The sequence below is a fragment of the Sphingopyxis macrogoltabida genome, from assembly GCF_001307295.1.
Lineage (GTDB): Bacteria > Pseudomonadota > Alphaproteobacteria > Sphingomonadales > Sphingomonadaceae > Sphingopyxis > Sphingopyxis macrogoltabida_B.
In genome coordinates, this window is record NZ_CP012700.1 from 184106 (window position 1) to 203170 (window position 19065).

A 19065-nucleotide genomic window follows, 5' to 3' on the forward strand; every position below is an offset into this window, starting at 1 on the left:
TGGGGCAACGGCCGCTCTCCACCCCAAAAACGACCGTCCATCCGCATTGGTGTATTATCTTGATAAAACCCCTTGCCAAGCATGCGCTACAAATGTAGCACGCTACAAATGTAGCGCATGAGGTGATTCGCATGTTGTCCAGTTTGCCGCCGCGGGAACGCGAGATTGTCGATGTCCTGTACGAGCGTGGTGCCTCGACGGTGATCGAGATCGGCGAGGCGCTGTCCGACGCGCTGTCGGGTTCGGCGATCCGCGCGATGCTGAAACGGCTCGAGGCCAAAGGCTTCGTGGCGCGCGAACAGTCGGAACGCGGTTTCGTCTATGCGCCGAGCGTATCGGACAAGACGGCGCGCAAATCGGCGCTGAGCCAGGTGGTGCGGGTCTTTTTCAACGGATCGGCGACCAGCGCCGCGGCGGCGCTGCTCGGCATGCAGGACGAGATGAGCGCATCCGAACTCGACGAACTGGAAAAGCTGATCGCCGGCGCGCGCGAAGGGAGGGCAAAGTGATGATCACCGCAGCAACCCTGATCGGACTCGCCTGGAAATCGGCGCTCGTCGCCGGATTGACGCTGCTTCTGCTGCGCCTCGTGCGGTCGCGGTCGGCGGGCGAGCGTTCGCTGATCGCGCACGCCGGGCTTGCCGCGTTGCTCGCGCTGCCGCTGGCGACGTTGCTGCTGCCGCAGTGGCAGCCGCTTCCCGCGGACTGGGCGATCGCAGATCCGGCGCCTGCCGCCGCAGCCACAAAGATAACGGGGGGATCGGCGGTCGATCCGGCCTCTTCCGCCACGGCTTCAGTCCCTGTCGTGGCGGATTCGTCCGGATCGCCGTCGATCACATTGCCCTCATTCGCCGATCTCGCGCCCTGGGTTTATGTCCTGCCGCTAGCGCTGCTGGCCGGGCTGATGGGAATCGCGGTGCTGCGCCTGTTCGCGATGCGCGGCCGCGCCGACGTGCTCGTCGAATCGTCGTGGCTCTCGGCGCTTGCCGAGGCGCAGCGGCGGATGGGTTTCAAACATGGTACCGCATTGCTGGTGAGCGATGAGCTGCGTTCGCCGATCAGTTGGGGCGTGCTGCGCCCGACGATCGTGCTGAGCCCGAAGGCGGTGGCGGCGGTCGGCGAGGCCGAGGCGATCATCGCGCACGAACTTGCGCATGTGGCCCGGCTCGACTGGGCAAAGCTGCTCGCCGCGCGGCTGGCCTGCGCGCTGTTCTGGTTCAACCCGCTGGTGTGGATGCTGGCGCGCGAAAGCCATCAGCTCCGAGAGGAAGCCGCCGACGACGCCGTGCTGATGGCCGACATCGACGGTCCCGACTATGCGACGCTGCTGGTCGGCGCGGCGCGGCACGACAACAAGGCGACGCTGATCGCGGCGCACGGCGTCGCCCCGGCCAAGGGCAGCCTGAAGCGCCGGATCACGCGGGTGCTCGACGGCAGCCTGAAACGCGGTCCGGCAAGCGCGGGCTGGATCTTGATGAGCTTGGTGGTGCTGGCCGGGATCACCGCGCCGCTCGCCGCCTTTTCCGCGACGGCAGAATCCAAAGTGGCCGGCGGTACCCATAGCATCGCCTTTGTTGCGCAGCAGTCGGCGATACGGTCGATGCAGTCGGCAATGACGGCGAAGGACTTCGCCGAGGTGGAAACCAAAACCGCCGCCGCAGTGCAGCAGCTGGGCGCCGACGAGCTGGTCGGCATGAAGGCAGTCGGCGTTACCCCCCAATATGTCGAGAAGCTGCGCGAGCATGGCGGGTCGATGGACCCCGACGACATCATCGCGGCGAAGGCAACGGGGGTCGACCCCGCCTATATCGGGTCGATGCGCGCGGTCCTGCCGGGCGCCGACTTCGGCGATCTGGTCGGGGCGAAACAGGTGGGCATCGACGCGGCCTTTGCCCGCGACATGAAGGAGCATTTCCCCGGGGTCGATCTCGACGACCTGATCGCGCTCAAGGCGATGGGGGTCGATTGCGACTTTGTGACCGACATGCGCAAGGCCGGCGTCCGGCTGCGCGATCCCGACGACGCGATCGAACTGCGCGCGACGGGCATGCATCCGCGGGGCAGGGGCGCGAAACGGAGCATCGTGTCGAAGGACGGCGCCACCGTCCGCTTCGGCCCCGGCCCGGTAATCGAAGCGCGCAGCGCCGACGGCCGCGTCGCGCGGATCGAAGTCCCCGAAGCACCGGCCGCGACGCGTCCGCCGGTACCGCCCGCGCCGCCGGGCACCTGACGCCCGGGCACCTGACGCCCGGGCACCTGACGCTCGGACATTCGTCCAAACCCGACATCCGTTGATCGAAGCCCTGTTTTGAAAAGCCGCTGCGGCGGCGAGCGATGACGCTCGCGCGGCGCACGGAGGGAGGAGTGCACCCATGAAAGTCCCATATCTTGCCGTCGGCGCCGCGCTGCTGTCGGTTCTCGCCTGCTCGGTTCCGAGCACCGCCGCCGACCCGCTCGTCCTGAACGACATCGAATGGAAAGCGGCGCCGGCAAAGGGCAAGGGCGAGCCGCACCTGCAGGTCAGCCGCCGGAAATCGAACAGCAGCGTGTCAATCGACGGATCGCGCCGCGAACTCGCGGGCACCAAGGCGGTGCTGCGCGGCGCGGCCGGGCCGGTGTCCTTCACCATCGTCCATGCGGCGGGCACGCTCGCCTGCACGGGGGTGCTGAAGGCGGCCCATGATGGCGCCGGCCGTTGTCGCTTCGCCGCCGATCCGGGGTTCGAGCGCGACCTCGCGTCGCGCGGCCTCGCGCCCGAGGATCGCGACGACCTGCTCGCCATGCTACTCGTCGATGCGACGATCGAACTGGCCGACGGACTGACCGCCGCGGGCGTGCAGCCGAAGGACGACGGCGACCTGATCGCCGCCGCGGCGCTCGACGTCACGCCGGCCTATGTCCGTGACCTGCAATCGGAGGCGATGACGCTCACCACCATCGAGGATGCCATCGCGTGCAAGGCGCTCGATGTCGACGGCGCCTATGTGCGCGGGCTCGCGGCGGCTGGGTACCGGAAGCTCAGCGCCCATGATGTCGTCGGGATGAAGGCGCTCGGCGTCTCGCCCGAATATGCGCGGGCGATGAACCGTGCGGCGAGCGGGAGCGGCAAATGATGCGGATGGTCAGCCTGGCCGCGATCGGCGCAGCGCTTTGCGGTATGCCCGCAACCGCGCAGGAGGCTCCCGCTACCGGCGATACGCCGCCGCCGGCGCCGGTCGAGGCGCCCGCCGGCGGGGTCAGCCGCGCGGCGCGGCAGATTTACACGCCGGCCGACTTCGCGCGCTACGCCCCGAAGAACGCCTATGACATGCTAAAGCAGGTTCCGGGTTTTGCGATCCGCGACAATGAGGATTTGCGCGGGCTGGGCATCGCGACGGGCAATGTGCTGTTCAACGGCAAGCGGCCGTCGAACAAGGGCGACGACATGTACACCCAATTGTCGCGCATCCCCGGCGGCAATGTCGAGCGGATCGAGATCGTCGACGGCGCGACGCTCGATATTCCCGGATTGTCGGGGCAGGTCGCCAACATCGTCTATCGCGCCGACAGCTTTTCGGGGCAGTTTTCGTGGAAGCCCGAATTTCGCGCCCATTATACCGACCCGCTGTTCACGCGCGGCGATATTTCGGTGCGCGGGCGGACGGGCGCGATCGAATATGAGGTGGCGCTCAACAATGACGACAGCGCGCGCAGCGGCGCCGGCGGGCCGACGCTGATCTATGACGGCGCGGGCAATATCATCGAGGAACGCTCGGATATCTGGAACACCCATTATGATACGCCGAAGCTGTCGGCGCGCGTGACTTGGGACGGGCCGGGCGACAGCGTCGCCAACCTTGGCGGCCATTACCAGCGCAAGTACGACCGCTATTATGAGGACGGAATCCGCGTCTCGCCGGGGCAGCCCGACCGGCTGCGCACCGTACGCGACAAGGCCGATAGCTGGAATTACGAGCTGTCGGGGGATTATCAGTTCGGCTTCGGGCCGGGGAAGCTCAAGCTGATCGGGCTCCGGCGCTTCAGCCACGAGCCCTATGCCCAGGAGATCATCACCACGCCCGTCGACGGATCGACGCCGACCGGCGACCGCTTCGCGCAGGTCGGCGACCTTGGCGAAACGATCGCGCGCGCCGAATATCAGTGGAAGATGTTCGGCGGCGACTGGCAATTGTCGGGCGAGGCGGCGTTCAACACGCTCGACAATGTCGCGTCGATTGCGGTGCTTAATCCGTCGGGTGTCTTTGTCGACCAGCCCTTCCCGGGCGGCATCGGCGGGGTCAGCGAGGACCGGTATGAGGGGCTTTTGAGCTTCGGGCGCAAGCTGACCGACACATTGTCGTTCCAGCTGGTCGCGGGCGCCGAACATTCGACGATCACCCAAACGGGCGTCGATGGCCAGACGCGCAGTTTTTTCCGGCCGAAGGGATCGGTGACGCTCGCCTGGGCACCGTCGGCGGATTTCGACCTGTCGGTGAAGCTGCGGCGGCGCGTGCTGCAACTGTCCTTCTATGACTTCCTCGCGCGCGCCTTCCTCAATGACGACAACCAGAACGAGGTCAACAACGACCTCCGCCCCCAGCAGGACTGGACCTTCGAAGCCGAGGCGAACAAGAAGCTGGGGGCCTGGGGGTCGACCAAGCTCAACTTCATCTATCGCGACGTCGAGGACCGGGTCGATGTGATCCCGGTCGGCACCGACGGCGAGGCGGTCGGCAATATCGACAAGTCGCGCGCCTGGGCGATCGACTGGACATCGACGATCAACCTCGACCCCGCCGGGCTGAAGGGGGTCAAGATCGACACGCGCCTGTTGTACCAGAAGTCGTCGGTGCGCGATCCCTTCACGGGCGAGAAGCGATCCTATTCGGGGTGGACCGACACGATTGCCGAAATCAACCTGCGCCACGACATCGCGGGGACCGACTGGGCGTGGGGCGCGGGGGGCGAATATGGGCATTACCAGCCCAATTATCGCCGCAACCAGTCCGACAAGGTCTGGGAAGGCCCGGTCTTCGCCAATGTGTTCGTCGAGCACAAGAATGTGATGGGGCTGACCGTCCGCGCGACGATCGCCAATGCGCTGAATGCCCGGTCGAAGCGCGATCGCACGGTCTATACCGGCGTGCGCGGCGACAGCCCGATCGACTTCGTCGAAAAGCGCAACCGGCTTATCGGGCCGATCTTCGCCTTTTCGGTGCGCGGCAAGTTCTAGGGCGCTATGGCGGTTCGATGACGGGCCGCCGCACCAAAATCTATTTCGACGGCGGTTGTCGCCCCAATCCGGGGACGATGGAGATCGCCGTCGTCACCGGTGGCGTCGCCGAGGTCGATCGCGACGCCGGGCAGGGCAGTAGCATGGAGGCCGAGTGGCTGGCGCTGCTCGCGGCGCTGCGGCTGGCACGGAGGCAAGGGCTTGTCGACTTCGTGCTGCTCGGCGACGCGGCGGCGGTGGTTGCACAGGCGAACGGGGCGGTGCGGGCACCCGGCGCGATGGCAGCGCATCTGTCCGCCTTCCGCGCGCTGGCCGGCGAAGGCCCGGCGCCGCGTGTGCGGCACATCAAACGGGCCCAGAATCTGGCAGGCATCGCGCTTGCGCGAGGTCGTTAGCGGCAGGGTCCGCACACCAGTTGTTAAGCGCCGGTCCGCTATCCCCGCAGCGACCAAATGGAAGCCGGCACGTTGAAGCAGACCCACCCCTTGCCCGTTCATCACAGCTGGCCGCTCTATGAGCGCGACCGCTTTTTCGAGCTTGGCCAGCTGCACGGGGTCGACACCCTGGACCCCGTTCCCGACCTCGTCGATATCGTGGTGCCCGTGCGGCCCGCACGGCTCGGCCGGTGGGAATGCGACCTGATCGACAACAACCGGCTCGACTGGTCGGACGAAGTCTATGACATCTTCGGTATAAGGCGCCGCGCGGCGGTGACGCGCGAGGAGGCGGTCGCGCTTTACGGCGAAGGATCGCGCGCGGCGATGGAAAAGCTCCGCGCCTATGCGATCCGGTACCGGCGCGGCTTTACCATCGATGTCGAGATCAGGCCGGCACAGGCCGGGCCGCGGTGGATGCGATTGATCGCGGCGCCGGTGTGCATCGACGAACGGGTGGTAAAGTTGCAGGGACTGAAATTCGTCCTCCGCTAGATCGCGGCAAAGCGTGCCGGAGTAGCGCCGGGCCGCGCGCTGCGCTCGACCGGACCTGAGAAAACACCGGTCTGGGCCACTGGCGTTGACGCCTTCGGGCCATCGTCACAATTCGAAAATTGCGGTCGTTGCGGGCATATGCGCGTGCGCCCGATTCTGCACCCCTCATAGCCAAAGGCCCCCGCCCCATATGAAATTCTTCAATCGGTTCGCATCGGCCGCCCACGACATGGCCATCGACCTGGGAACCGTGAACACCGTGGTTTATGCGCGTGACAAGGGGATTGTCCTGAACGAGCCGTCGGTCGTCGCGCTGGAGACGCGCGATGGCGTACGGCGCGTCAAGGTGGTCGGCAACGAAGCCAAGCTGATGATGGGCAAGACGCCGAGCAATATCCAGGCGATCCGGCCGCTGCGCGACGGGGTGATCGCCGACATCGATGTCGCCGAACAGATGATCAAGCATTTCATCGACAAGGCGAAGGGCGGATCGGGGCCGCTGCGCCAGCGCAGCAATGTCGTGATCTGCGTGCCGTCGGGATCGACGATGGTCGAGCGCCGCGCGATCCGCGATGCCGCGACCAACGCCGGCGCGGTGACGGTCCAGTTGATCGAGGAATCGCTGGCCGCCGCGATCGGCGCCGGGTTGCAGGTGACGCAGCCGACGGGCGCGATGGTCGTCGATATCGGCGGCGGCACGACCGAGGTCGCGATCCTGTCGCTCGGCGGCATCGCCTACAGCAATTCGGTGCGCGTCGGCGGCGACAAGATGGACGACATGATTTCCTCCTACATCCGCCGCAAGCATAATCTGATGATCGGCGAAATGACCGCCGAGCGCGTCAAGTTGGCGATCGGCTGTGCGACCCCGCCCGAGGGCGACGGCATCGTGATGGGGGTCAAGGGCCGCGATCTGGTGACCGGCCGGCCGTCAGAGGTCCGGGTTTCCGAAGCCGAGGTCGCCGAGGCGCTGGCCGAACCCGTCGGGCAAATCGTCGCCGCGGTGCGCGCGGCGCTCGAACAGACGCCGCCCGAATTGTCGGCCGACATTATCGATTACGGCATCACGCTGACCGGCGGCGGCGCGCTGCTCGGGCGGATGGATCAGGCGATTGCGCGCGCCACCGGGCTGCATGTGCAGGTCGCCGAAGATGCGCTGATCTGCGTCGCGATGGGGGCGGGGCTGGCGTTCGAGGATCGCGCCTATCACGGGGTGTTGCTGGCCGCCTGATCTGGCTGGCCACGGGGTCGAGGTGAGCTTTTGGGGTGGATTCCTGACCGTCCTCTATTTCCGCTCGTGTCGAGCGAAGTCGAGACACCCGTCGGCCTTGCGCCCAGCCTGAGGGGCATCTCGACTTCGCTCGATGCGAACGGGTAAGGTTGGCCCAAACGGCAAAAACCGGCCATTTCCCGCCGTTGCTCGCTGTCGCTATTTCCGCGAAGCTGCGCTCGCGTCGCGGATCGCCTTGAACTCGCTGCCGGGCTTCCATTCGGGCCAGCGTGCCGAACGGGCGAGTTCGTTGCCCATTTCGTAAAACAGTTCGATATCCTGCACCGCGCCATCGAGGTTCCAGTCGCTGCCCCAGGCGTCGCACGCCTGATGATAGCATTTGCCCGTATAGTCATCGACCCACTTCTGGCCGGCCGGCTTGCCGCCATCGACGAGGTCCGAGGCGCCCGCGATGCCCATCATCAGGAGGACGGGGACGCCGCGCTTGGCAAGGCTGAAATGGTCGGCGCGGTAGAAGAGGCCGCGTTCGGGTAGGCTTTCGGGCGTCACCGTGCGGCCCTGCGCCGCGGCGAAACGCGCGAGATCGTCCTCGAGCGTGCCCTGTCCCTTGCCGACGAGGACGACGTCCTTCGCGCGTCCCGCGGTCTGGAGAATATCGAGACCGAAGTTCGCGACCGTCTTTTCGGCGGGGAAGAGCGGGGCCTGCGCATAGGCTTCGGAGCCGAGCAGCCCGCGTTCCTCGGCGGTCCAGAAAGCGAAGGCGACGGTGCGGTCGGGCGGCGGCGCGGCCTTGAACAGCCGGGCGATTTCGAACAGCCCGGCAACGCCGAGCGCGTCGTCGTTGGCGCCGGCGCGATAGATACGGCCCTGCGCGTCGGGCGCGCCTTCGCCATAGGCGTCCCAGTGGGCGCCATAGATCACTACCTCGTCGGGGCGTTTGGTACCGGGAATCTTCGCGAGGACATTCTGGCTCTGCACGACTTCGTGGGTCACCGGGATCGTAGCGGTGAAGCCGGTGCCGAGATCGACGGGCCGGAAGTCCTTGCGGCGCGCGGCGGCGCGCAGCTTGGCCAGATCCTGTCCGGCGCCGGCGAACAGCTTCGTCGCGGTCTCGCCCGAGATCCAGCCTTGCAGCGCGAGGCTGGTCAGCTTGTCGGGGGCGCGAACGATGTCGTAATTTTCGCCGCCGGGGCTGGCGACGACGTTCCAGCCGTAGCCGGCGCCGTCGGTGTCGTGGACGATCAGCGCCGCGATCGCGCCGCGGCGCGCCGCCTCCTCGAACTTGTAGGTCCAGCGGCCGTAATAGGTCATCGTCCGGCCGCCGAACTTGCCGAAGGCATCCTCGCCCTTGGTCGCGACGAAATCGGGATCGTTGACGAGGAAGACCGCGACCTTGCCCTTCAGATCCTGTCCCTTAAAGTCGTCCCAGCCGCGTTCGGGGGCGCTGACCCCGTAGCCGACGAAGACGAGCGGAGCATTCGCGACCGCGACGCGGTCGTTTGGCTGGAGCGAGGAGAGGTAGATGTCGGTCCCCGCGGCGAGCGGGGTTTGGGTTCCGTTGCGGTCGAATTGCAGCGTTGCCGCCTTGCCGAGGCGGGTGTGGAGCAGCGGCACCGGCTGGGTCCAGCCGCCGTCCAGTCCCGCGGGTTCGAGCCCGAGCGCCTGCAGCCGCCCGATCAGGTAACCGATCGTTCGCTCCTCGCCCACCGTGCCCGGCGCGCGGCCCTGAAACTGGTCGGCGGCGAGGGTGCGGACGGTCTGGGCGAGATTGTCGGCGCTGATGACCGGGGCGGGGGAAGTTTCCGCGAGGGCCGGTACGGCGATGGCGGCAAGAGAGAGTGCGACGAAAAGGCGAAGGGGCATCAAGGGACTGGCTCCGGCTGGGGGAGCCGCGAGCCTAGCATGACGACGATTGGCGGCGCCACCGCCAAGTCTGATCAGGGCGGCGTCGAGGCGCCCTCCTTTGCCAGCCGTTCGGCGAGGGCGCGGCGCGAGCGGTCGGCATAGGCGCGGCAGGCGCCCGGCCGGGCGTTGAACCGCGCGCCCTCGCCGCCGGCGTTGCTGGGGTGCGCGGCGATGAGGATGTCGCAGGCGAGGGCGTCCATCGTCCGGTAGCTTTGTGCGAAGCCGGCGACGATCGGCGCGCTGGCCGGCGCCGTATAGCGATAGCCGTCGGCCGACACGGGGTTGAGGCTGGAAGCGAAGACGATTGTCCGGCAGCGTTTCGCTTCGCAGGCTGACCAACTCCAGCTCATGCTGCCCATCGTGTGGCCGGGGGTGGCATGCGCGGTGACGACGGTCTTGCCGAGACGCAGGGTTTCGCCGTCGGACATCGTCCGCACCCGCGCGACGGGTGGAAAGCGCATGTCATAGGCACGCTGGGGATCGTCGGCAGCGGGACCGCCCGACCGCAGCGCTTCGGCGCCGCGCACGCTCGCGACGACGGTCGCCCCGGTATCGCGAGCGAGTGCGGCGATGCCGCCAGCATGATCGGCATGAGGTTCGGTGCTCAGAATATATTTGATGTCTTCGGGCCGGAAGCCGAGCGTGCGGACATTGGCGAGGATCGCGGAGGCCGACTGGGGGAGGGCGCCGTCGACGAGGATCAGGCCGTCGCCGGTGTCGATCAGCGCAACGCTGAGTCCGCCGAAGCCGACAAGATAGCTGTTGCCGAACAGCTTTTCGGGCGGCCGCGGTTCGATCCATTCGGCGCTGTTGGACGTTATGATCGGCCGGGTCAGCGGATCGTTTTCGGGCTCGAAACTGCCGCCTGCCGCCGCGACGAGCCAAGTCAAAATACCGATGGTTGCGATCATCTTCACTCTCCCTTCGCCATCGGGATGCCCGAGGGGCGGCGGTCGGACAAAGCATCAATTCTCGACAAAGCCATGAATTCATCTCATGATAGATCATGGACCGCGCCCAGCTACCGCTCAACGCGCTGCGCGCCTTCGAGGCGGCAGCGCGGCACTTGAACTTTACGCGCGCCGCGATCGAATTGTGCGTGACGCAGGGGGCGGTGAGCCATCAGGTCGCGCAACTCGAACAGCGGCTCGGCACGCGGCTGTTCCACCGTCTACCGCGCGGGCTGGCACTGACCGACGACGGGCAGGCGCTGGTGCCGGTGCTTGGCGAGGCGTTCGACCGCGTCGCGGCGACGCTGGAGCAATATGCCGGCGGACGGTTTCGCGAGGCGCTGAAGGTCGGGGTGGTCGGCACCTTTGCGATCGGCTGGCTGCTGCCGCGCATGGACGCCTTTGCGCGCGCGCACCCGCACATCGACCTCAAGCTGTCGACGAACAACAACCGCGTCGACCTGGCGGGCGAGGCGCTCGACTATGCGATCCGCTTCGGCGACGGCGCCTGGCACGCGACCTGGGCCGAGCCTTTGGTCGAGGCAGCGATGGCGCCCGTTTGCGCGCCTGCGATGGCGGCGCGGCTGAAGGCGCCGGCCGACCTGGCGCGCGCGCCGCTGCTGCGATCGTACCGCGCCGACGAGTGGGCACGCTGGTTCGCGGCCGCCGGCGTCGAGGCACCGCCGCCGCGCGGCGCGGTGTTCGACAGTTCGGCGCTGATGGCGGCGGCGGCGGCGGCCGGGATCGGCGCCGCGCTGGTCCCCGTTTCGATGTTTGCGCGCGAACTGGCCAATGAAACGCTGGTCCAGCCGTTCGCGGTCACCGTCGATGTCGGCCGTTACTGGCTGACGCGGCTGCTGTCGCGCCCCGAGAGTGAGGCGATGCGGAGTTTTCGCGGCTGGCTGGCGGCGGAGCTCGCGCGCGACCCTAGGCGGTCATGATGAGGTCCCGGCCGCCTTCCTTGGCCGCGTAGAGCGCTTGGTCGGCGCGGCGCGTTGCTTCTGCAAGGTTGGCATAACCGCGGACCTGCGCGAGGCCGCACGAAAAGGTGACCCTTCGTCCTCCGATAGTGAAGGCAGCATTGCCGCGCATCTCCGACTGCAACCGGCCCAATATCTCGCGCGCCTGCCGCGGCGAGGTGCCGGGAAAGAGGGCAATGAACTCTTCGCCGCCCCAGCGCGCCGCGATGTCGGAGCGGCGGAGCGAGGCGGAGAGATAATCGGCGAAGTCGGTCAGGAACTGGTCGCCGCGATCATGGCCATGATCGTCGTTCACCGCCTTGAAGTGATCGAGGTCGAGCATCGCGATCATCGAATAGCTGTCGTCGGCGAGGATCGGTGCGACCGTGTCGAGGAAACCGCGCCGGTTGCGCAGGCCGGTCAGCACGTCGCGTTCGGCCGCATCCTTGAGCTGCTCGATCCGCCGCGCCGTCTCGTTCGCCGCCTGCGCGACGCCGTGCAGCAATTGCCCGACGAGATCCTCGCCGCCGACGGGAACCGGGCCGACGCGGCCGCCGCGCTGCACCGTCTGGAGCATCACGGTTGCGCGGCGGATCGGCATCAGCAGCTCCGACACCGCAAAAATCGCGCCCATCGTGCCGAGCAAGGTCGCAGCGAGGAGGACGCCGAACAGCGACCCGTCCCATTCGCTGCGCCAGCTCAGCACGACGATGCACCCGACGAGCGGCAAATGGACCGCGACGAAGCAGATCGCGAGGATGCGGCGTTCATAATGGCGGGGAAAGAGGAACCGCGTGGCTTCGTAGAATCGCATAATGTCTCCATGCACCGGCCCCCCTCGCGAGGCGACGCCAGCCGAACAACGTTTCCCGAAGGTTAAGGGGCTAAGCATCTGCGGCGAGCCGTGACGCCACTGCCGACAAGCCGTTGAGAACAGGCCATTGATTCCGAAATAACTGTCATGGATGGGGTGCGGGCTGGACAAGTGGGGAAGGGAAGCTAAGCCCTGCCGGACGGGCGACGACGCCGGGCAAGGGAGTCATTCCATGGATTTTTCGCGGTCGCAGGCATCGAGCAAGATCGGCGACGACTGGGTCTATCCGCAACCGCCGTGCCTGAACTTCGGCTGGCTCGAGGTCGATATCGATCCCGCGCATCGCATCTATTGGGAGGAATATGGCAATCCGGCGGGCGAGCCGGTGATGTTCCTCCACGGCGGTCCCGGCGGAGCGTGTGCGCCCGCGATGGCGCGCTTCTTCGATCCGAAACGCTATCGCGTCATCCTGTTCGACCAGCGCGGGTGCGGCAAGAGCGAGCCGAATGTCGCGTCGGCGGGGCCGGCGATCGCGCTGGCGAAGAACACCACCGCCGACCTGATCGGCGACATCGAGAAGCTGCGCGACCATTTGGAAATCAGCGGGCGCATGCACGTTTTCGGGGGGAGTTGGGGGAGTACGCTGGCGATGGCCTATGGCATCGCGCATCCCGAACATTGCGCGAGCCTGGTGCTGCGCGGTATTTTCCTGGGGGCGGCGGAGGATCTGGCGTATCTTTATCAAGGCAATGCCGCGACGTGGGAGCGCGATCCGTTCGCGATGACCGCGCCCGGCGCCTATATCAAATATCCCGATGAGTGGCGCGCGCTGCTTGAAATCCTGACGCCCGGCGAGCGGCGCGACGTGATGGCATCGTACAAGGCGATTTTCGACATGGTGCCTGCGACCGCGGCCGAGAAGGAAAAGCAGCTCGCGGCGGCGCTGGCCTGGTCGCTGTGGGAAGGCCAGATTTCGAACATGATTCCCGAGGAAACCGACACCGGAAAATTCGGCGAGGCCGATTTCGCGCTGTGTTTTGCGCAGATTGAGGCGCATTATTTCGCGAACCAGCTGTTCCTGCCGGCGGGGCATTTCTTCGACCATATCGCCACCCTCGCGTCGATCCCGGTGCATATCGTCCACGGCCGCTTCGACGAGGTCTGCCCGCTGACGCAGGCATCGCGGCTGGCGGCGGCGCTGCGCGAAGCCGGCACCGAGCCGGCGTCCTTCGTGATGACGAACGCCGGGCACAGCGCGATGGAGCGCGAAAATGCGCTGGCGTTGACCGCGGTGATGGACGCGCTGCCGGCGTTGGCGGCTTGAGCCGAACGTAAGGGGAAGACAAGGTGGTTGCAGCGATCGAACCGTTTCACGCGATAGCGATCAGCCGGATGGCGCACGAGCTCGCCGCCGAGGGTCGCTCGATCATCCATATGGAGTTCGGCCAGCCCTCGACCGGCGCCCCGGCAGCGGCGATCGCGCGCGCGCATGCGGTGCTCGATTCGGATGCGATGGGATATTGGGAGAGCATCCCGCTGAAGGACCGCATCGCGCGCCACTATGCCGAAACATATGGCGTCAGCGTCGCGCGCGAACAGATCATCCTGACCTGCGGCGCCTCGCCGGCGCTGGTGCTGGCGCTGACCGCGCTGTTCGAGCCCGGCGACCGCCTTGCCTTCGCGCGGCCCGGCTATGTCGCGTATCGCAACACCGCGAAGGCGCTGTATCTCGACGCGCAGGAAATCGAGTGCGGCCCGGACGAACGCTTCCAGCTCAGCGCGGCGGCGATCGCGGCGCTCGACCCCGCGCCCGCCGGGATCATCGTCGCCAGCCCCGCCAACCCCACCGGCACGATCATCGCCCGCGACGAGCTGGCGGCCATCGTCGACGTCTGCCGACAGCGCGGCATCCGCATCGTTTCCGACGAGATATATCATGGGCTGAGCTACGCCGAGCCGGCCGCTTCGGTGCTCGAATGGGACAGCGAGGCGGTCGTCATCAACAGCTTCTCCAAATATTTCAGCATGGCGGGCTGGCGCCTCGGCTGGATCGTCGCGCCGGTGGACCTCATCGACACGGTGCGCGCCCGGATGGGCAGCCTGTTCCTGACCCCGCCCTCGCTGGCCCAGCACGCCGGACTCGCGGCATTCGATTGCGCCGGCGAACTGGAAGGGCATGTCGAGACCTATGCGCGGAACCGCGCGATCATGCTGCGCGCCCTGCCCGCAATGGGCCTGCGCGAGATCGCGCCGCCCGATGGCGCTTTCTATATCTATGCGAATGTCGCGCATCTGACCGACGACAGCATGGCGTTTTGCAAGCAATTGCTGGCCGATACCGGCGTCGCCGCGGCGCCGGGGATCGATTTCGACCCGGTCGACGGCGCCAGATTCATCCGCTTCAGCTTTGCGGTGTCGACCCCGCTGGTCGAGGAAGCGATCGCGCGGATGGCGCCATGGTTCGCAGCGCGGACGAACGCCGCCGCGGGCCCGTCGCTGGCCTTGGCGGAGACGGCGAGCCTGCGACCGGCGTGAAGCGCGGCAGCGTCATGGCTGTGGCGGCGGCGTCCAGCCTTTCCGGTATTTTTCGAACCACGCGAGGATCGCGGAAGCCTTTGCTGCCGCTTGCGAGGGGCGCGCGGCAATACTGCCGTGGCTGGCGCCGGGCACCTTGATCAGCGCGGTCGGTACCCCCCGGAGGCGGAGCGCGGTGTAATATTGTTCGGATTCGCTGACCGGGGTACGATAATCCTCTGCCCCAACGATCACCAATGTCGGCGTTTTGACATTGCCGACGAGCGAAAGCGGCGAGCGGGCCCAGAAGAGGTCCGGTTTCTCCCACGGTTCGGCGCCGAGCCAATAGGGACCGAAGAAGCCCGGGCCATCGGCGGTCAGCGCCTGCGTCGTCCAGTTGATGACCGGCTTTTGCGTGACCGCCGCCTTGAACCGGTCGGTCTTGCCGACGATCCAGCTGGTCAGGACCCCGCCGCCCGAGCCGCCGGTGACGAACAGTGCGTCAGGATCGGCGATACCGAGCGCTATCGCACGATCGACGATGCTGATCAGGTCGAAATAATCATTCCCCGGATAGGCTTTGTCGATTTCCTTCGCGAAGGCCGCGCCATAGCTGGTCGAACCGCGCGGGTTGGGCGAGAGGACAGCGTAGCCGGCGGCGGCGTACAACTGGTTATCGGTCGAGAAATGAGGGCCGTAGGCGGTAAAGGGGCCGCCGTGAATTTCGAGAATCAGCGGCACCCGCTGACCCTCGCGATACCCGGGTGGCAGCGTCAGCCAGCCCTCGATCGTCTTGCCGTCGTGGCTGGAAGCGGTGGTGATCTTGCGCACTTCGCCAAGCGATTTCACCTCGCGCAAGCTGCGATTGAGGTCGGTCAGGATGCGCGCCGATCCGCCCCTGCTGATCTGAACCTCGGCAGGGCGTACCGCGGTGCCGCCGGTGAAGGCGATCGCACCGCCCTCCGACACGGTGAAGCTGCCGCCGGTATAGGGCCGGTCCATGCCCCCGCCAGAGAGGCCAGAGGCGACGGTGCGGACCGCCCCGTCAAGGCCGATGCGCGCGACGTAGGTTTCGCCATGATCGTCATATTGCGCATAGAGCGATTTGCCGTCGGCGGCCCAGCGAATGGCGTCGACGCTGTAATCCCAGTTAGCGGTCAGGCTGCGCTGGCCGGAGCCGTCGCGGTTCATTACATAAAGCTGGTTATTCTCATAGGCGCTCATCCGGTCGTCGAAACCGAGATAGGCGATTTTGCTGCCGTCGGGCGAGACGAGCGGATTGGCGTCGGGTCCATTGCGATCGGTCAGCGTGGCGACCGCGCCGCTTGCGATGTCGAGCGCATGAATTTCGCTTTCGACGGGGTCGCGTTCCCATTCGGGCTTGCGGTTCGCCGCGAAAAAGATCGTCCGGCCGTCGCGCGACCAGCTTAAAGGTCCGGTGTCGTGGTAGGGGCCGAACGTCAGCTGCCGCGGCGCGCCGCCGGTTGCAGGAACCGTGAAGATTTTTTCGAATCCGGGTTTGAGATAGCCTTCGCCGTCGGCGCGATAGGCAAGCAGGTCGTGCACTTCGAGCGACTCTGCCCATTTCGCGCCTTCGGGCTTGTTCTTTGGCGCGTTGCCGAAGCTGGTCCCCTCATCCTTGACGAGCATCGTATAGGCGATGCTGCGGCCGTCGGGCGACCAGGCGAGCGAAGAGGGCGACGTCGGAAGGCCGGTGAGGCGCACGGCGGCGCCGCCGTTTAGCCAGTGCACCCAAAGCTGGGCACTGCCGCCGACGGTCGAAACATAGGCGAGACGCTTCCCGTCCGGCGACCAGCGGGGCGAGGAGGTGCTGTCGTCGCTCGTGCCAAGCGGGGTTTGCTCCCCGGTTGCGGTATCGATCAGCCAGATAGAGCTGACGGCACGATCGGTCATGATGTCGTTCTGGCGGCGGACATAGGCAATGTGCTGGCCGTCGGGACTGATTTGCGGATCGGACGCAATCGCGAGGTCGAAGAGGTCGGCGCCGGTCAGACGTCGTTCGGGGGCGGTGCGGGCGCTGCCCATCGCCGCGGCCGAAGTGGGAGCAGCTTCGGGCGCCGCCGCCGCGGGTTCCCGAACAGAAACTTCCTGCGCGAGGACGGGCTGGGCGGCGAGGGCCAGAAGGCTCGCGCCGAGGAAGGCGAGTTTACGCATGCGGTGAATGCCCCTTTTTCCGGTCGGTGGTTTTAGGTGTAACTATCCCGTGGTGGGCGTCAACCACGTGGGGCGGCGGACGGATTTTGCGACCGAAGCGATCTTCTTGCGATGGAGAAAGCGCCCGATGCCTTGCGGGCCCGGCTAGAGGATGCGCCGGGACGAACGGCGCTTCCCGGGCTCTAATGCTGTGCATGCTCCCGCCATTGGCTTGCTGGGGGGCCGGCATTTGGTTCCGCCACATGGCGGACGGATATCCGTCTTTTGCTATGTTATAACCAGATAGGTTATTTTATATTGACATCGTCACGCTGTTATGGCACAAGGATCACATCATGAAGAATTGCGAGTCGGGCCGGCGGCCTTCCGATGCGGGAGGTTGTTCCGGCCCGATCGCGTCTGGAGGTAGGGCGATGGACGAGGTGGTGGGCCGCGGCAGGGATAGCCTGCTGAAGAAAAAGCAGCGGTCGCGCCGCGAGATTTCCGAGCGCAAGCGGGACGCATTCATTCGGCATCTGAGCGAGACCTGCAACGTAACCCTGTCGGCCAAGCGTGTCGGGGTTGCGTTCTCGACCTTCTACAAGATCCGCCAACGCGACCCGGTGTTCGCAGCGGCGTGGCAAGGCGCACTCGATGACGGGTATCAGCGGCTGGAGATGGGGTTGCTCAATGCGGCCCTGGCGGTTGTCGAAGGCCGGCGTCCGGATGCGGGCGAAGACGGCGGAGAAGATAGGGTCATCGCGCCGATGTCGATGGATCAGGCGCTTCGCGTCCTGGGGCGGCACGAGGGAAGCGTTCGCGGCGGAAAGCTGCGCAGTCTTCGCCCCGGCAAGGGAAAGATGCCGACGGCCGAGGAAACCGACGAAGAGGTTATGAAACGGATTGCGATCCTGCGCCGTCAGCGCGGCTGGGATCAGTTGTAGCAATGGCGCAGGCAACGCGCGACGTCGTCGGCGACATCCTGGACCTGCTATGCACACTGACGCCGGGACAATTACGGCGTTTGATGCGCGATCTGCCGCTCAAATACCGGCGCGAGCTGATCGAACGCTGGCAGGGCTGGGCGCAGGCGGGACAATGCGAGCCGCCGGGCGACTGGCGGATCTGGATGATCCGCGCCGGGCGGGGATTCGGCAAGACGCGCGCCGGGGCCGAATGGGTCAGCGAATGGGCGCGGATGCTGCCCGACGCCCGGATCGCGCTGGTGGCGGCGAATGACGCCGACGGGCGGCGGGTGATGGTCGAGGGGCCGAGCGGTTTGCTCGCGGTGGCCCGCTCGGATGAGGAGCCGCGCTGGCGCGAGGGATTGCGTGAACTGCATTTCAGCAGCGGGGCGGTGGCGACGCTCTATTCGGCGGCGGCGGCAGAAAATTTGCGCGGGCCGGAGCATCATGTCGCATGGTGTGACGAGCTTGCGAAATGGCCGCATGGCGACGCGGCGTGGGACAATCTGATAATGGGCTTGCGGCTGGGAGACCGCCCGCGCGTGCTGATCACGACGACGCCGAAGCCGACCTCACTGATGCGGCGGATCATGGATTTACCGGGCTATGAGGAGACGCGCGGCGGTACGAATGACAATCCCTATCTGCCCTCGAACTTCGTCGAGGCGATGCTGGCGAGCTATGGCGGGACGCGGCTGGGGCGGCAGGAACTCGACGGTGAGTTGCTGGAGGATGTCGAGGGGGCGCTGTGGACGCGCGCGCTAATCGAGCGGTGCCGGATCGGCGCCGGGGACGTCGGCAAGCCGGTACGCGTCGTGATCGGCGTCGATCCGCCGGCGACGGCGAACGGCGATGCGTGCGGGATCGTGGTGGCGGTTGAGCTCCGCGACGGGCGGCTCGCGGTCGTCGAGGATGCGAGCGTCGCGACGCCGCCGCCGGGCGTGTGGGCGCAGGCGGTGACGGCTGCGGCGGCGCGCTGGGGCGCCGACCGGATCGTCGCCGAAAGCAATATGGGGGGCGAGATGGTCGAGAGCACATTGCGCCAGGCCGACTGCACGCTGCCGGTGGTGCCGGTGCATGCGAGCGTCGGCAAGGCGCGCCGCGCCGAGCCGGTCGCGATCGCTTATGAGCGCGGGCGGGTGGTGCATGCGGGGGCGTTCGCGGCGCTGGAAGACGAGCTTTGCGGGTTGCAGGTGGGCGGCGGCTATGCCGGGCCGGGGCGGTCGCCCGACAGGGCCGATGCGTGCGTGTGGGCGCTGGCGGCTTTGCTCGAGGGGTTGAAGAAGGGGCGGGGGCCGGGGGTGCGGCGGGTTTGAACGGTGGGTTGGCAACTACAAGGTCGGATGCTTCGAGAACAGATTATCCTGACGGGATAATTTTCTTGCGAGCTGTGGTCCGCCTGTGCGAAAGTTTCGCACGGCGAAACTCGCAA

Annotated in this window: 16 protein-coding genes; 12 read left to right on the forward strand and 4 right to left on the reverse strand. The window is 66.7% G+C overall.

The window, feature by feature from the left end; genetic code table 11:
• Nucleotides 1-131: 131 nt before the first annotated feature.
• The 7 genes from AN936_RS00895 (at nt 132) to AN936_RS00925 (ending at nt 7372) form a co-directional block, all read left to right on the forward strand.
• Entirely contained in the window at nt 132-509 is a 378-nt protein-coding gene (locus tag AN936_RS00895; RefSeq protein ID WP_054586495.1) for a BlaI/MecI/CopY family transcriptional regulator, read from the forward strand.
• A complete protein-coding gene (locus AN936_RS00900) occupies nt 509-2230 on the forward strand; it encodes a M56 family metallopeptidase (protein WP_054586496.1) in 1722 nt (573 codons plus the stop codon). Before AN936_RS00895 ends, AN936_RS00900 begins: the two co-directional genes overlap by 1 nt.
• Before the next feature lie 142 nt (nt 2231-2372).
• Nucleotides 2373-3113: a hypothetical protein gene (locus tag AN936_RS00905; protein WP_054586497.1), complete on the forward strand. Its 741-nt coding sequence runs from the start codon at nt 2373-2375 to the stop codon at nt 3111-3113.
• The gene (locus tag AN936_RS00910; RefSeq protein WP_234715700.1) at nt 3110-5212 is read left to right on the forward strand and encodes a TonB-dependent receptor plug domain-containing protein; all 2103 of its coding nucleotides are present in this window, start codon (nt 3110-3112) and stop codon (nt 5210-5212) included. The genes AN936_RS00905 and AN936_RS00910 overlap by 4 nt, the downstream gene beginning before the upstream one ends.
• A gap of 17 nt (nt 5213-5229) precedes the next feature.
• Nucleotides 5230-5607 (forward strand): reverse transcriptase-like protein, encoded by a 378-nt coding sequence (locus AN936_RS00915; RefSeq protein ID WP_054586498.1) that lies wholly within the window; start codon nt 5230-5232, stop codon nt 5605-5607.
• Between the two features lie 72 nt (nt 5608-5679).
• On the forward strand, nt 5680-6141 hold the full coding sequence (locus tag AN936_RS00920) for a hypothetical protein (RefSeq protein WP_084758601.1): 462 nt from the start codon (nt 5680-5682) through the stop codon (nt 6139-6141).
• Nucleotides 6142-6331: 190 nt separating this feature from the next.
• Nucleotides 6332-7372 carry a rod shape-determining protein gene (locus AN936_RS00925; RefSeq protein WP_054586500.1) on the forward strand — a complete coding sequence of 347 codons (1041 nt, stop codon included), beginning with the start codon at nt 6332-6334 and terminating at the stop codon, nt 7370-7372.
• A 198-nt stretch (nt 7373-7570) separates the two neighbouring features.
• Here the strand turns inward: AN936_RS00925 and AN936_RS00930 are convergent, their stop codons facing one another.
• A complete protein-coding gene (locus AN936_RS00930; RefSeq protein WP_054586501.1) occupies nt 7571-9235 on the reverse strand; it encodes a M28 family metallopeptidase in 1665 nt (554 codons plus the stop codon).
• A 74-nt stretch (nt 9236-9309) separates the two neighbouring features.
• The gene (gene bla, locus AN936_RS00935; protein WP_054590015.1) at nt 9310-10188 is read right to left on the reverse strand and encodes a subclass B3 metallo-beta-lactamase; all 879 of its coding nucleotides are present in this window, start codon (nt 10186-10188) and stop codon (nt 9310-9312) included.
• A gap of 95 nt (nt 10189-10283) precedes the next feature.
• Here bla and AN936_RS00940 point away from each other — a divergent pair, with 95 nt between their 5' ends.
• The gene (locus AN936_RS00940) at nt 10284-11168 is read left to right on the forward strand and encodes a LysR family transcriptional regulator (protein WP_054586502.1); all 885 of its coding nucleotides are present in this window, start codon (nt 10284-10286) and stop codon (nt 11166-11168) included.
• Here AN936_RS00940 and AN936_RS00945 read toward each other — a convergent pair.
• Nucleotides 11155-12000 (reverse strand): GGDEF domain-containing protein, encoded by an 846-nt coding sequence (locus tag AN936_RS00945; RefSeq protein ID WP_054586503.1) that lies wholly within the window; start codon nt 11998-12000, stop codon nt 11155-11157. The genes AN936_RS00940 and AN936_RS00945 overlap by 14 nt on opposite strands.
• A gap of 232 nt (nt 12001-12232) precedes the next feature.
• Here AN936_RS00945 and pip point away from each other — a divergent pair, with 232 nt between their 5' ends.
• Both pip and AN936_RS00955 read left to right on the forward strand, forming a co-directional pair.
• Complete coding sequence (gene pip, locus AN936_RS00950) at nt 12233-13324, forward strand: prolyl aminopeptidase (protein ID WP_054586504.1); 1092 nt, start codon at nt 12233-12235, stop codon at nt 13322-13324.
• 23 nt (nt 13325-13347) lie between these two features.
• The gene (locus tag AN936_RS00955; RefSeq protein WP_054586505.1) at nt 13348-14535 is read left to right on the forward strand and encodes an aminotransferase class I/II-fold pyridoxal phosphate-dependent enzyme; all 1188 of its coding nucleotides are present in this window, start codon (nt 13348-13350) and stop codon (nt 14533-14535) included.
• 12 nt (nt 14536-14547) lie between these two features.
• Here the strand turns inward: AN936_RS00955 and AN936_RS00960 are convergent, their stop codons facing one another.
• Complete coding sequence (locus tag AN936_RS00960) at nt 14548-16689, reverse strand: alpha/beta hydrolase family protein (RefSeq protein ID WP_054586506.1); 2142 nt, start codon at nt 16687-16689, stop codon at nt 14548-14550.
• A gap of 413 nt (nt 16690-17102) precedes the next feature.
• Between AN936_RS00960 and AN936_RS00965 the strand changes: the two genes are divergently transcribed.
• Together AN936_RS00965 and AN936_RS00970 are read left to right on the forward strand one after the other, a co-directional pair.
• Complete coding sequence (locus AN936_RS00965; protein WP_054586507.1) at nt 17103-17612, forward strand: hypothetical protein; 510 nt, start codon at nt 17103-17105, stop codon at nt 17610-17612.
• A gap of 2 nt (nt 17613-17614) precedes the next feature.
• The gene (locus AN936_RS00970) at nt 17615-18949 is read left to right on the forward strand and encodes a DNA-packaging protein (protein WP_054586508.1); all 1335 of its coding nucleotides are present in this window, start codon (nt 17615-17617) and stop codon (nt 18947-18949) included.
• Nucleotides 18950-19065: the final 116 nt, after the last annotated feature.